General features: G+C 64.4%; 13 protein-coding genes. 3 read left to right on the top strand and 10 right to left on the bottom strand.

From position 1 onward, the window contains the following. Window positions 1-246, top strand: a 246-nt coding sequence (locus tag ACPEES_RS22230) for a hypothetical protein (RefSeq protein ID WP_435106470.1), incomplete at its 5' end; no start/stop codon positions are given. Window positions 247-634: 388 nt separating this feature from the next. Here ACPEES_RS22230 and ACPEES_RS22225 read toward each other — a convergent pair. The 8 genes from ACPEES_RS22225 to ACPEES_RS22190 all read right to left on the bottom strand — a co-directional run bounded on the left by ACPEES_RS22225 (window position 635) and on the right by ACPEES_RS22190 (window position 9,485). Further along, complete coding sequence (locus ACPEES_RS22225; protein ID WP_435106468.1) at window positions 635-1,666, bottom strand: LacI family DNA-binding transcriptional regulator; 1,032 nt, start codon at window positions 1,664-1,666, stop codon at window positions 635-637. Between the two features lie 347 nt (window positions 1,667-2,013). After that, window positions 2,014-3,132: an ABC transporter ATP-binding protein gene (locus ACPEES_RS22220; RefSeq protein ID WP_435106466.1), complete on the bottom strand. Its 1,119-nt coding sequence runs from the start codon at window positions 3,130-3,132 to the stop codon at window positions 2,014-2,016. Between the two features lie 90 nt (window positions 3,133-3,222). Beyond that, window positions 3,223-4,050, bottom strand: a complete 828-nt coding sequence (locus ACPEES_RS22215) for a carbohydrate ABC transporter permease (protein WP_435106464.1) — start codon at window positions 4,048-4,050, stop codon at window positions 3,223-3,225. A 6-nt stretch (window positions 4,051-4,056) separates the two neighbouring features. Continuing rightward, window positions 4,057-4,932: a carbohydrate ABC transporter permease gene (locus ACPEES_RS22210; RefSeq protein ID WP_435106462.1), complete on the bottom strand. Its 876-nt coding sequence runs from the start codon at window positions 4,930-4,932 to the stop codon at window positions 4,057-4,059. A 77-nt stretch (window positions 4,933-5,009) separates the two neighbouring features. Then, a complete protein-coding gene (locus ACPEES_RS22205) occupies window positions 5,010-6,335 on the bottom strand; it encodes an ABC transporter substrate-binding protein (protein WP_435106460.1) in 1,326 nt (441 codons plus the stop codon). Between the two features lie 132 nt (window positions 6,336-6,467). Further along, on the bottom strand, window positions 6,468-7,736 hold the full coding sequence (locus ACPEES_RS22200) for a class II D-tagatose-bisphosphate aldolase non-catalytic subunit (RefSeq protein ID WP_435106458.1): 1,269 nt from the start codon (window positions 7,734-7,736) through the stop codon (window positions 6,468-6,470). After that, on the bottom strand, window positions 7,733-8,698 hold the full coding sequence (locus ACPEES_RS22195; protein WP_435106456.1) for a sugar kinase: 966 nt from the start codon (window positions 8,696-8,698) through the stop codon (window positions 7,733-7,735). The genes ACPEES_RS22200 and ACPEES_RS22195 overlap by 4 nt, the downstream gene beginning before the upstream one ends. Window positions 8,699-8,714: 16 nt before the next feature. Further along, the gene (locus ACPEES_RS22190) at window positions 8,715-9,485 is read right to left on the bottom strand and encodes an L-iditol 2-dehydrogenase (protein WP_435106454.1); all 771 of its coding nucleotides are present in this window, start codon (window positions 9,483-9,485) and stop codon (window positions 8,715-8,717) included. A gap of 235 nt (window positions 9,486-9,720) precedes the next feature. On the opposite strand from ACPEES_RS22190, the gene ACPEES_RS22185 reads away from it, so the two are divergent. Continuing rightward, window positions 9,721-9,987, top strand: coding sequence for a transposase (locus ACPEES_RS22185; RefSeq protein ID WP_435106452.1), 267 nt, complete (start codon window positions 9,721-9,723; stop codon window positions 9,985-9,987). 327 nt (window positions 9,988-10,314) lie between these two features. On the opposite strand, the gene ACPEES_RS22180 is transcribed toward ACPEES_RS22185, so the two are convergent. Continuing rightward, window positions 10,315-10,521 carry a hypothetical protein gene (locus ACPEES_RS22180; RefSeq protein ID WP_435106472.1) on the bottom strand — a complete coding sequence of 69 codons (207 nt, stop codon included), beginning with the start codon at window positions 10,519-10,521 and terminating at the stop codon, window positions 10,315-10,317. A gap of 174 nt (window positions 10,522-10,695) precedes the next feature. Beyond that, window positions 10,696-11,088 carry a cupin domain-containing protein gene (locus ACPEES_RS22175; RefSeq protein ID WP_435106450.1) on the bottom strand — a complete coding sequence of 131 codons (393 nt, stop codon included), beginning with the start codon at window positions 11,086-11,088 and terminating at the stop codon, window positions 10,696-10,698. A gap of 146 nt (window positions 11,089-11,234) precedes the next feature. On the opposite strand from ACPEES_RS22175, the gene ACPEES_RS22170 reads away from it, so the two are divergent. Continuing rightward, window positions 11,235-11,933, top strand: a complete 699-nt coding sequence (locus tag ACPEES_RS22170; RefSeq protein ID WP_435106448.1) for a winged helix-turn-helix transcriptional regulator — start codon at window positions 11,235-11,237, stop codon at window positions 11,931-11,933. Window positions 11,934-12,332 lie beyond the last annotated feature (399 nt).

Genomic DNA, 12,332 nt, shown 5'->3' with positions numbered 1-12,332 from the left:
GGCAATCGCGTTCACGAGCGGATTAAGTACCTGGAGCGCCATGAGGTCTTCCAGGCGATGCAGCGGTTCAACATCGGCGCTCGGGTGCGCTTCCATCCCGGGCGCCATGGCCCGCAGACCGGCACCCTGACGAAGTTCAACCAGAAGTCGGTCACCATCGCCGGCGACGATGGCCGCCAGTGGCGCGTGCCCGCCGATATCCTGACACCCGTCGATGCCGACGCACCGAACGAGGGTTGCTCCTGACAACCCAATGCGTCATCGAACTCGCCCGCCGTCACCTGTCTGCCCGGCCGTCAACACGGCCTCCAATGAACGCTTACACACAGGGAGTGGATCCAGTGCACCGTCAAGGCCCGCTCTGGGGCGTTTTCGGTCCCAAGTCGCCATTCTGGGGCCGCTTCTCTGATACGACAGTAACGTCACGGTGAGGCTGACCAAGTGCAGCTGCCAGCCAATCGCGGCAACTTCTGCCTTAGCGACCTGCACATCCAGGTCCGGCTTCACGCCTGGCACACCCCTTGCTGGCCGTTGCGATGCCTATGGCATTGCAATGACAGTTGTCGCCGCCCCCGGTTGCACGGCCCATTCAGATCGTTTTAGGTGTATCCCTCGCAATCGGTACAAGCCGGTGTCAGGCAGAGTCTCGCACTATGAGGCGCGCGGGCAGAATGGTGTCTTGGGAGCTCTGTTTTGATGGTGTGAGTACGCCCGCTTTCTCGAAGAGAGCCTGTAAGGCGGCGCGGCCCAATCCCGTGATGTCCTGTGCCGCGGTGGTCAGCGCGGGACATGTGTATTCGCTGAGGTGGTGATTGTCGTGGCCTGCGACGCGTAGAACGCTTTCCCGACTGCGTCCCACTGGCAGCCCGAGACGGTAAGCGGCGGCCAGCAGGCCGAAGGCACTGCGATCGTTGGCGCAGACCACAGCACCGCTGCGAATGGTGCCGGATTCAATGAGCGTCGTGGCCTGCTCGTAGGCGACGCGCTCGAAGTCCCACCCGATGTAGTTGTTGCCATCCGCGACGAACCGCGGCTCCAACCCGGCTTGCTCCATGGCCTCCAAGTACGCTTCCCGACGCTCCAGGCTGTTGGCGTTGACATGGGGCATATCGAAATAGACTGGCGTGTCCCCGGTCTCTACCAGGTACTCCACTACTTGGCCGATGCCGCTGCGATTGTCGGTGCCGATGAACGTCTCATCCACGTCCACCCGTGAGTCGAGCAGGACGACGGGCACTGTCTCGCGCAAGCGGTCGAAGGCGTCGAGGTCGGAGGCGAACCCCAGGGGCGCCGCCACCACGCCGGCCACGTTCATGGCCAGCAAGCAGTCAATGGCATAGGCCTCGTGCGCGGGATCGCCGTGAGAGCTCAGCGCAATGGTGAAATAGCCTTCGGCAAGCGCATCCGCTTCGATGGTGCGCACGAGGTCCGTGTAGTAGGGGTCGCTGATGTGCGGCATCAGCACGCCGAGGATGCGGGCCGACTTCCGGTTGAGGTTGGCGGCAAGGAAATTCGGCCGGTAGTCATAGTGGCTGAGCGCCTGCTCGATGCGCTGGCGGGTGGACGGCCTCACGCTTTCCGGGTCATTGAAGTACTTCGAGGCCGTCGGTCGGGAAATGCCCGCTACCGCTGCGAATTCCTCCATCGTGGTGACGCGCTTGTTCATGCGGTTCTGGTCCTATTCCAGACTCAGGATGACCGGGGAATACAATAACCGTCGGTGCGCAGCCTGTTGGCCTGTTCGGGCACGCAAGCAGGAACACAGTATACCGTGGGGTTCCGCCCGGCGGCCTCCAAGGCCAAATCCGGGCCCTGGTTAACGTGTGTGCCTCAGGGAAGGCACGATCGACGCTATACGCACCTTGATGAACACGCGACTCACGGGTCAGCAACCATGGCACCGTTGTTCGCCCGATTCCGCCCCGAGTCCGGCGCATAACCTGATGAACCACTGTTTCCTTGTCAACAACAACGCCATGGCGACCCAGCAGCGTCCATGGTTGCGCCTAACGTTCACTGCGCCACATCCGCGAGTGCGTGACGGTGAATGAACGGCAATGCTCGTTCGTCCTTCCCAAAGAGATGACAGCAGCCCCCCCGGAGACCGACTACCACGCTGTCCCCGACCTGGACGCGTATGTCGCCGTCAGCCTCCACGGTGAGCATGGTTCCGTCCATAAGCTGGACGTAGACATGGGTGGTACCGCCGAGGCGCTCGATGACCTTGACCTCCCCGGAGAGACAGGCATCGCCCCGTTCCACTACCGAGGAGTGCTTCGGGCGCACACCAAGAATGACGGATTCGCCAGGGGACACACTATCGCCGCGCACTGGCACTGTCACGGAGGTCTGCCCACCCAGCGTCACCGTGACGCCCGCCTCGCCGATATCCGCTACCTCTGCCTCCATGAAATTCATGGTGGGCGAGCCAATAAAGCCGGCGACGAACTGATTCACCGGATGGTGGTAGAGATCGAGTGGCGATCCGACCTGCTCCACGACGCCGTCCCGCAACACCACGATCTTGTCGGCCAGTGTCATGGCCTCCACCTGGTCGTGAGTTACGTAAGTCATCGTCGCCTGCAGGCTCTGGCGCAGCCGGGCTATGTCCAGGCGCATCTGCACGCGCAGCGCCGCATCCAGGTTCGACAGCGGTTCGTCAAAGAGAAACGCCGTCGGGTCGCGGACGATGGCGCGGCCGATGGCCACCCGCTGACGCTGGCCACCGGACAGGGCCCGGGGTTTGCGGTCGAGGTACGCCTCGAGCTGGAGAGTCTGGGCCGCGTCGTTGACTTTACGGTCGATCTCGTCCTTCGGCGTCTTGGCCATTTTCAGGCCAAAGGCGATGTTGTTACGCACGCTCATGTGCGGGTAGAGCGCGTAGCTCTGGAACACCATGGCCAGTCCGCGTTGGGACGGCCGGAGATGGGTGACGTCTTGCCCGTCGATCTCGATAGTACCCTCGCTGACTGTCTCCAGCCCCGCCACGAGCCGTAGCAGCGTGGACTTCCCGGAGCCCGAGGGGCCGACGAGCACCACGAACTCCCGGTCCTTGATGCTCAGGTCCACGTCCCGGATGACGTGCGCTTCGCCGAAGCGCTTGCAAACGCCCTTGAGGGTGATATTGCCCACGACGTCTCTCCTCTTGCGTTCTATTGAGGACCCGCACCGGCAGCGCCGCGCCCGCGGTCCTGTTGTTCCGTAATGGCGCCCCGTGACCGACTATTTCACAGCGCCGAAGGTGAGGCCGCGCACCAACTGCTTCTGGCTGAACCAGCCCAGAATCAGGATCGGCGCAATGGCCAACGTCGAAGCCGCCGAAAGCTTTGCCCAGAACAGCCCCTCCGGACTCGAGTACGAGGCGATGAAGGCGGTCAGGGGCGCGGCGTCCGAGGCGGTCAGGTTCAGCGTCCAGAACGACTCGTTCCACGCCAGAATCACCGTCAACAGCACCGTCGAGGCGATGCCGCCCAGCGAGATCGGCAGCAGGATGTAGATGAGCTCCTGCCACAGTCCGGCACCCTCCATCCGGGCTGACTCGAGAATGTCCTTCGGGATCTCGCGGAAGTACGTGTAGAGCATCCACACAACGATGGGCAGATTCACGAGCATGAGCACCATGGTCAGCCCGAAGCGCGAGTCCAGCAGGCCCCAGTCCCGGAACAGGAGGTAGATCGGCACCAGCACGCCCACCGGCGGCAGCATCTTCGTGGAGAGCATCCACAGCAGTGTCGGTTTGGTGCGTTTGCTGGGTATGAAGGCCATCGCCCATGCCGCCGGCACCGCCACTAGCAAGCCGAGAGCGGTCGAGCCGAAGGCGACGACGATGGAGTTCCACGCGAAGTGGAAGTAGTCGCTGCGGGCCTGCACGGCCTGATAGTTCTGCAGCGTGGGCTCTACCGGCAGGAAGGTCGGCGGCGTGCTCACCGCCGCCCCCTCGGTCTTGAAGCTGGTGATGATCATCCAATAGATCGGAAAGAACATGATCAGCGCGCAGACCCAGGCCACCGTGCCCCAGAGCACCCGCTTCCAACGGTCCTGATTCCCCATGGCTCGCTATTCCCCGTCCAGGTTCTTGCCGATCAGGCGCACCAGAAAGAACGCCACGATGTTGGCCAGGATCACCGCCACCACGCCGCCGGCGGAGGCTCCACCCACGTCGAATTGAAGCAGTGCCTGAGCGTAGATCAGGAAGGCGAGATTCGTGGTTTGCAGCCCCGGCCCGCCATTGGTGGTCACGAAGATCTCCGCGAAGATCACGAGCAGGAAGATCGTCTCGATCAGCACCACCACGGTGATCGCACGGGCGAGGTGCGGCAGGACGATGTACAGGAAAGACGCAAGCGCGCCGGCGCCATCCATCTCCGCGGCCTCGCGCTGCTCCTCGTCGAGGGACTGGAGGGCGGTCAGGAGAATGAGCGTCGCGAAAGGCAGCCAGCGCCAGGCGACGATGAGGATAACCGAGAGCATGGGCCAGTCGGTGAACCAGACGATCGGATCGAGTCCCACCGAGCTCATGGCCCAGGTGATGAACCCCGACGTCGGGTCCATCAGCAGGTTCTTCCAGATCAGGGCACTCACCGTGGGCATGACGAAGAACGGCGAGATGGCCAGTATCCGGGCCACGCCCTGGCCGAAGAACGGTTGGTTGAGCAGTAGTGCCATGGCAATGCCGCCCGCCACGGTTATCACCAGGACCGAGCCCACCAGTGCCAGCGTGTTCGTCAGCGAGGTCAGGAAGGCCGGATCCTGGAGAAAGAACGTGTAGTTCTCGAGGCCGATGAACGTGTTGGCGCCCGGTTGCAGCAGCAGGTAGCGCTGCAGCGAGAACCAGATGGTCATTCCAAGCGGCACCGCCATCCACAGAAAAAGCAGTAATACGGACGGCGAGGTGGCCGCAACGCCCACAAGGCGTTCTCGCGATATAGCCATCGGTGGGGTCCTTCGGTGTTCGTTCGTTGGCACGGAAGGGGCGGCCGCGGGTCAACCGGCGGCCGCCGTGGAGCGCCTCAGTCGTAGTAGCCCGCGCGCTGCATGCTGCGCCTGGTCGAGCGCTGCGCGTTCTCCAGCGCCTGCTCGGCGCTGATGGCACCGGACAGGGCCGCCGAGATCTGCTGACCCACGACGGTGCCGATCCCCTGGAACTCCGGGATGGCGACGAACTGCACACCGGTGTAGGGCACCGGTTGCGCCGTGGCATCGGTGGGGTCGGCGTTGCGGATCGCCTCAATCACGAAATCCGCGAAGGGCGCGGCTTCCTGGTAGGCCTCACGCTCGTAAGTGGACTCGCGAGTGCCCGGGGGGGCGGATACCCAGCCTTCAGTCTCGCCGACGAGCTCGATGTATTCCTTCGACGTGGCCCACTGGATGAAGGACTTGGCGGCCTGCTGGTTCTTGCTGGAGGACGGAACGCCCAGCGCCCAGGACCACGACCAGGCGGAGCCCTTCTCCGTGCCCTCAACCGGCGCCTGCGCGAAGCCGGTCACGTCGGCGACCTGGCTCTCGTCCGGGTTGTAGATGAATCCCGCCGCCGAAGTCGCGTCCACCCACATGGCGCACTTGCCGGTGGCGAACAGGGCACGGTTCTCGTTGTGGCCGTTGCTGGCCGCGCCAGGCGGGCCGTAGTTGCCGAGCAGGTCGACGTAGAAGTTGATGGCCGCCTTCCACGATTCGCTGGTCAGCTGCGGCTCCCAGTCCATGTCGAACCAGCGGCCACCGTAGGTGTTCACCAACGTGCTGACGTAGGCCATGTTCTCGCCCCAACCCGGTTTGCCGCGCAGACAGATGCCATAGACGTCGTTCTTCGGGGCGTGGAGCTGCTTCGCGAACTCGTAGATCTGTTCATAGGTGGGTTGATCGGGCATCGTCAGCCCGGCCTCCTCGAACAGATCCGTACGGTAGAAGGTGAACGAGCTCTCGGCGTAGAAGGGGGCGGCCATCATCGTGCCGTCGACCGACAGACCATTACGCACCGTATCGACCAAGTCGTTGTAGTCGTAGCTCTCGTCGAAGTCGTCGAGCGGTACGAGCCAGTCGCGCTCGCCCCAAATGGGAACCTCGTAGGTGCCGATGGTCATGATGTCGAATTGACCGCCACCGGCGGCGATATCCGTCGTCACACGCTGACGCAAGGTGTTCTCCTCGAGCACCACCCAATCCAGCGTGTGACCCGTCTGCTCCTCCCAGCGGTCGCTCAAGCGCTGCATGACGATCATGTCGGAGTTGTTCACGGTGGCGATCGTTACCTCGGCGGCCCGGGCGTCGGACTGGGTCAGCCCGCCGGCGCCGAGCGCGAGCACCGCGGCACTCGCCAGTGCGGTCGGAGTCTTTCTCATCTCTGTCTCCTCCTTCTCATTGGGGCGGGGCGGAATGCCGCCGCCACCGTTGGCACCCGTGCGCACGGATTCACCTCCGTCCACACGCAGTGCGCAACTCTGGTTGCGGTCGTCGTCGACCGCGCTGCCTGTTCAGGCGCAGGCCGCTTCGTACTTGTGCATAACGGTCTCGACTCTGGCCCGGATCACGGCCTCGGCCAGCGACCCGTTCGCTTCGGCGAGTTCGGTGGGGTCCAGGTCCGGCACGTACTGGCGAAGCAGGGGAGGCCGGTGACGCGCCGCCTCGACGTTGTGGAATAGCGCGGCCAGCGCGTCGCGCACCGGTTCACGCCCCCAGTAGTAGCGAATGCGGTCGCTGTAGCTGAATAGTTTCTCGTAGTCGGCTTCGGCCGGATCGGTATAGTGGCCCTGCCAGTAACGCGGCTCGGCTTCCATCTCGGCGAGCACGGCGTCGATGGCGCGCGAGGCAGCACCGGGGGCAACGAGGTGGGCTTCCATGTGGCTCAGGGCCACTACAGCCTCTCGGAAGGCGAACGTCAGCGCCGGACCCACCTTGAGGAACGAGAAACCATGGTCCACCAGATCCCGCAGCGCCTGCCCGGACTGGTAATCCGTGGAATGCGCCTCGTAGACGAGACCGTCGTGCCCCGCCAGCGCAGCGGCAAGGTCCCGCGCCCCGCTCGGGTCAAAGTCGATCACCGAGCGGTTGGTGAACTCCACCCCCGGCTGCACCACGATCGCAGCGACCCGCTCCCAGGCCCTGGTCAGGCCTCGAACCTCGAACGCCTGCCGATGGGTCTCCAACGTCCGCGCCACGTCCGCCCTGCGGGTAACCTCGAGGGCGTCGTGACCCGTGTCCGTCACTCCGCCGGGCGCGGGCACCTCCGTGCCGATCACATACGCCGGCGGCTCCCCCGAGACCGCCGCTTCTGCAGATTCGCAGAGCACGGCCGCACGCTCCGCGATGGTCTCGTCGGATATGCCGTCGGTGTCGTCGGCGCAGGGCATGCTCGCGTCCAAATGAATCTTTCGATACCCGGCGGCAGCGAACCCTGCGACCAGTGTCCGTGCCTCTTGCAACGCCTCGTCTGCCGGCCGGTCTTTCCATGGATTGGGGCCGAGGTGGTCGCCGCCGAGTACCAGACGGGCCGGGTCCAGGCGGCAGTCGACGGCCAGCTCCCGGACGTAGTCGCGAAATTCTTCCGGGGTCAGCCCGGTGTACCCGCCGTACTGGTTGACCTGGTTGCACGTCGCCTCTACCAGGATCGGGCCCTGCCCGGTACGCGCCAGCTCGAAGACCGAGCGCAGCGCGTAAGGGTTGGAGGTGCAATAGGACGGCACGCCCCTCAGCCCGGCGGTATTCGCGCCGAGGAGTTCGCCCAATCGCTTGAAATCGTTCATGATGGCTCCTGCTGATTGAGTCGTTGCTCTAGGCCCGTCAACGACGAATTGCCTTCCATCGGCCCCGAGATCGTCACGGCGTTGGCACCGGCAGCATTCGCATAGCGCAGGGCCCGTTCAGCGGGCCAACCCTGCGCGAACAGGGTCAGGAACGTGGCGCTGAAGCAGTCGCCCGCGCCGGTCGGATCGATGCAGTCGACATCGAAGGCGGGCAGCTCGTGCCGCTGCGCGACGTCACGGTAGAGGCAACCGGCGTCGCCGCGGGTGAGGACCACGGCCTCAACGCCGGCGGCAATGAATGCCTCGATTGCCTCCTCCATGGGCATCCCCGGACGCAGCGCTGCGATGTCCTCTTCGCTGGGAAATAGCACCCGCGCAAGCGCGAGCAGCTCTTCGAAGCGTCGCCGGCTTTCCAGCGAGCGCAGGAGCTCCGGGCGCACGTTCGGATCCAGGGATATGGCGCCGCCGGCGGCGACGACCGCGCGGACAATGGCCATCACCTGGTCGGCGACGCCCTCGACGCCCAGGATCGAGCCCGAGACGTGGAAGTAGTCGGGAACGTGGTCGGCTATGGCCGCATGGACTCGCGGCGATGCCGAGAACGCCGTCGCCGCGCTGCGCGGGAAGTGGAAGATGAATTCACGAGAGCCGTCGTTGTTGTAGGCCACGAACGCGACGCCGGTGGTTTCGCTCGGGCAGTGCTCCACCAGGCTGCAGTCAACGCCATCGGCAGCTAGTCGGTCGAGGATGACGCGGCCAAAGGCGTCCCCCCCTACCGAACCAATGATGGCCGCATCCGCACCGACACGCGCTGCCTGATCGATGAAGATCGCCGGTGCACCGCTCGGATACGGCCCCAGATAGGGGGCCACCCGGCGGTGGTGCGTACCGCGATCGCCGGCCACGAACTCGACCAGCAGCTCGCCGGCGGTGAGCAGGCGGGGGGCGCCGTCCCTTGCCATCTCGTCCGCTTCCACGTCAGCTCATCCAGTTGCCGCCGTCGACGTTCAGCGTCTGGGCGACCACGTACTCGGCTTCGTCCGAGCCAAGGAACACCGCCGGCCCCACGTAATCCTCGGGACGCCCCATGCGGCCGTAGGGCACAGCTTCCGCAACCAAGCGCTTCTTCTCGCCGATCGGCCGCCTCTCGTACTTGGCGAAAAGGGCGTCAACGTGCTCCCACATCGGGGTGTCCACGACGCCCGGGGCGATGGCGTTCACGTTGACGCCCTGCCTCGCGAACGCGAGCCCCGCGGACTGAGTGATGCTGATGACCGCGGCCTTGGTGGCGCAGTACACCGAGACCAGGGCTTCGCCGCGACGGCCAGCCTGACTCGACATGTTGATGATGCGCCCGCCTTTGCCGTCCGCGATCATTCGTTTGGCCACTGCCTGCAGAGTGAAATACAGGCCCTCGACGTTGACGGCGAATTGCTTGCGAAAGCCCTCGCGGGTGACCTCCTCGATCGGGCCCATGTCGAAGACGGCAGCGTTGTTCACGAGCACATCGATGCGACCCATCGACGTGGCTGTCTCCTCGACGACCCGCTCAATGGACTCCTGGTCGGTGACGTCCAGTCGAACCCCCAGGTGCTCCGTACCCAGCGCCCAAGCCGCCTGCTCCGCGAGATCACCGTTCACGTCCCCGATAACCACCCGCGCGCCCTCTTCGGCATAGCCACGCGCGATGGCCAACCCAATCCCCTGTGCCCCACCCGTCACGAGGGCGACCTTGTCTTTTAGTCGCATCGCTCCTCCTCCTCCGTTTCTGCCGGAAGCGCACCCGGATCCCGTTCTGCGCCGAGTCCGGGTGAAGCGCGTCCGGTGGCATTACTAAATTTTACACGCGTAAAATTACGCATGCTCGCCAAGACTCGTCAAGTCGAAGACGGCGCGGGTGGTGTGCTCCCCGATAGTCGGAGCGCTCGGCAGTCAGCAAGCCGGTATTGCGACGGAGCCGTCCCCGGAGCCAGGAGGTTGTGACTTGAGAGAGCCGTGTTTCGGCGAGAGCGAGATCGTAGCGGTCCTCAAGAAAGCCGATGCCGGCATGGCGGTGAAGGGCGTTTGCCGTAAGCACGGCATCGGTCAGGCCACCTACTACAATTGGGAGTCGCGCTACGGCGGGATGGAGGCCTCGGATATCAAGCGGATCAAGGAGCTCGAGGAGGAGAACCGGCGGCTGAAGCAGATGTACGCCGATCGCTCGCTTGAGAACACGGCGATGAAGGATTTGATCAACCGAATGCTCTGAGGCTATCCGATAAGCGCGACGCGGTGGCGTTCATGCAGCGCGAACATCGCCTCTCGGTCCGACGCGACTGCCGCTGTGTCCGGCTGACTCGGGAGACCTGCTACCGAATGCCCACGCTTGTGGACGAACGTGACCGTGCGGTGATCGATGCCCTGGTCGAGCAGTATCCCCGGCGTGGCCTCGATAAGTTTTTCGGGTGGCCCCCCGCTACCGTGAGCACCCCGGCGCCTCATGGTGGGGCCTGACTCAAACCAACGGGTCTTCGGGAAAGCCGGTACTGTTCAAAAAGAGGTCTGGCCCCTTCTCCGCCTTCGTGGTCGATGTCACCTAACGGCGCGCCGTCCCAAGCCGGGCGAGCTTCTTGACCGGACCGACCCACACGCTCTCCACTTTCGACAGGTCAATGACGAGCCCATCGTCCACCGTGCCGAATTCGGTAACGCTGTGGCCCCCGCCACGAATTGCCGGGTCGAGACCACCGTCGTGACCCGTGGCGACCGCGGCCATCATCTCGGCAACATCCACGCACCGGATGACGGCGTGCGGTCTGCGGTCGTGCGCGGCGTTGTAGACGGCGCGAGCGTCGTCGCAGTCAGAATCCGAAGGGTAATGACGCGCTCCTTACCGCTTCGGTCGATACCTTGATGGTGTCGCTTGGGAGCCGAATCGGCGTAAGGACGGAGCGGATCCCGGCTTGGCAAGCCCGGCTCAGTTCACGACGAAGCCGTCCCTCGACCAGGCTATATTGTTCCTGGCGCGATCGAAGTAGGGCGCGAAGATCGACAACGCCGACACCCGGCCGCTGTCGATGATCGGACCATGGACCGTGTCACGCGGAATGAAGATCAGATCGCCCGCCGTGACGCGCCGGGTCTCGTCCCCGACGCGAAAAGCGCATTCGCCCTCGAGGATGAGCACCAGTTCGTCGTGCCACGGCTGCGTGTGAATCGCATCGCCGGTGTCTTCGAGAACGGTGAGGTTCGCCGAAACATGGCTGCCGTCGCACAGGAAGGTGCGCTTTATCGGGTCGTTTGCGGTAGCTGGATCGGCTACCAACGATTGCAGCACGTCCTTCAACCGGATGAAGCATTTCTCGCTCATGGCTTCACCTCCGTCCCTCGAGGGGAGCTTCGGGGTACAGGCGGAACAGTCTGGCCACACGCGGGATGCGTTCGCTAGTTCTAAAATAGGACTAACTTACCTATTCGACGGCGCGCGGCTGCGCTGGCAGCCGGGAGCGATCGATCATGAAGCGCTACGCCCAGTTCTGTCCGGTCGCCAAGGCGGCGCAGGTCTTTTGTGAGCGATGGACGCCCCTCATCCTGCGCGAGCTGGGGTCGGGCGTCACGCGCTTCTCCGAGCTGGACCGCGGTGTGCCCCTGATGTCACGGTCCATGCTGTCGCGGCGCCTGCAGGCGCTAGAGAGCGAGGGCATCATCGAGCGCAGACCAAATGCCGCCGGGCGCGGCTGGACGTACCATCTGACGAGCGCCGGACGCGAGTTCCTACCCATTGTCGATGCCCTGGGGGCTTGGGGGCAGCGTTGGAGCCGCCGTCAGCTGGCCGAAGGCGAGGTCGACATCGAACTGCTGCTTTGGGCGATGGAGCGTGATGTGCGAACCGATGCCTTCGGTGACCGGCGTACGGTGGTCCAGCTCGACTTCGTCGATCAGCCTTCGAGCAGACGCCGGTGGTGGTTCGTCAATGATCCCGGCGACGTTCAGCTATGCCTCCAGGAACCGGGGTTCGACGTGGACCTGTATCTCTCGGTGCGGCTCCGCGACCTGGTGCATATCTGGCGCGGCGACCTGCCGCTAGGCAACGCTCTGGAATCGCACAGGCTGGAGGCAGTCGGCCCCCTGCCGCTGCGGCGGGCCCTGCGGGATTGGCTCGCGCGCCAGGTGCCTGCGGGCGAGGCCGGCGTGCAGTCGGGGCGACGCTTGTAACCCGTCCTCATGCCGCAGCGGCGAACGCGGCGCTCTGCGCCGAAAAAGGACTGCGCCGGCGACATGGTATCCGGCATTCACACGCACGAAGTCGTCCATGGCCGGCTAGTTGCCGTGGACGGCAGCGATCCGGTACCGCAGCTCGCCGGCGCTGGCTCCCGCACCACCAGCTGGCAGGTGACAACTCGTGTGAAACTGGGACAGACCACGGTTTAGCTGTACGTGGGTCCGCCTTGGGTCGTTTTCGGTCCCAAGTCGCCATTCCGGGGCCGTTTCTCTGATACGACAGTAACGTCACGGTGAGGCTGACCAAGTGTAGCTGCTAGCTGTCGGGTCCCCGACGATTGCATAGACCCGTCACGATATGCATTATGGATGGGTCGCGAGGTGATGCATGCG

This window comes from Arhodomonas sp. AD133 (genome assembly GCF_051195215.1).
In the GTDB taxonomy this organism is placed as follows: domain Bacteria; phylum Pseudomonadota; class Gammaproteobacteria; order Nitrococcales; family Nitrococcaceae; genus Arhodomonas.
Note: the sequence above shows the minus strand (reverse complement) of the source record. Positions and strands in the feature narration are given on the sequence as shown.

Bases quoted from the DNA above. Each gene is read 5' to 3' on its own strand.
- ACPEES_RS22210 (WP_435106462.1), bottom strand. From the start codon at position 4,932: ATGGCTATATCGCGAGAACGCCTTGTGGGCGTTGCGGCCACCTCGCCG.
- ACPEES_RS22215 (WP_435106464.1), bottom strand. From the start codon at position 4,050: ATGGGGAATCAGGACCGTTGGAAGCGGGTGCTCTGGGGCACGGTGGCC.
- ACPEES_RS22205 (WP_435106460.1), bottom strand. From the start codon at position 6,335: ATGAGAAAGACTCCGACCGCACTGGCGAGTGCCGCGGTGCTCGCGCTC.
- ACPEES_RS22195 (WP_435106456.1), bottom strand. From the start codon at position 8,698: ATGGCAAGGGACGGCGCCCCCCGCCTGCTCACCGCCGGCGAGCTGCTG.
- ACPEES_RS22200 (WP_435106458.1), bottom strand. From the start codon at position 7,736: ATGAACGATTTCAAGCGATTGGGCGAACTCCTCGGCGCGAATACCGCC.
- ACPEES_RS22170 (WP_435106448.1), top strand. From the start codon at position 11,235: ATGAAGCGCTACGCCCAGTTCTGTCCGGTCGCCAAGGCGGCGCAGGTC.
- ACPEES_RS22175 (WP_435106450.1), bottom strand. From the start codon at position 11,088: ATGAGCGAGAAATGCTTCATCCGGTTGAAGGACGTGCTGCAATCGTTG.
- ACPEES_RS22225 (WP_435106468.1), bottom strand. From the start codon at position 1,666: ATGAACAAGCGCGTCACCACGATGGAGGAATTCGCAGCGGTAGCGGGC.
- ACPEES_RS22190 (WP_435106454.1), bottom strand. From the start codon at position 9,485: ATGCGACTAAAAGACAAGGTCGCCCTCGTGACGGGTGGGGCACAGGGG.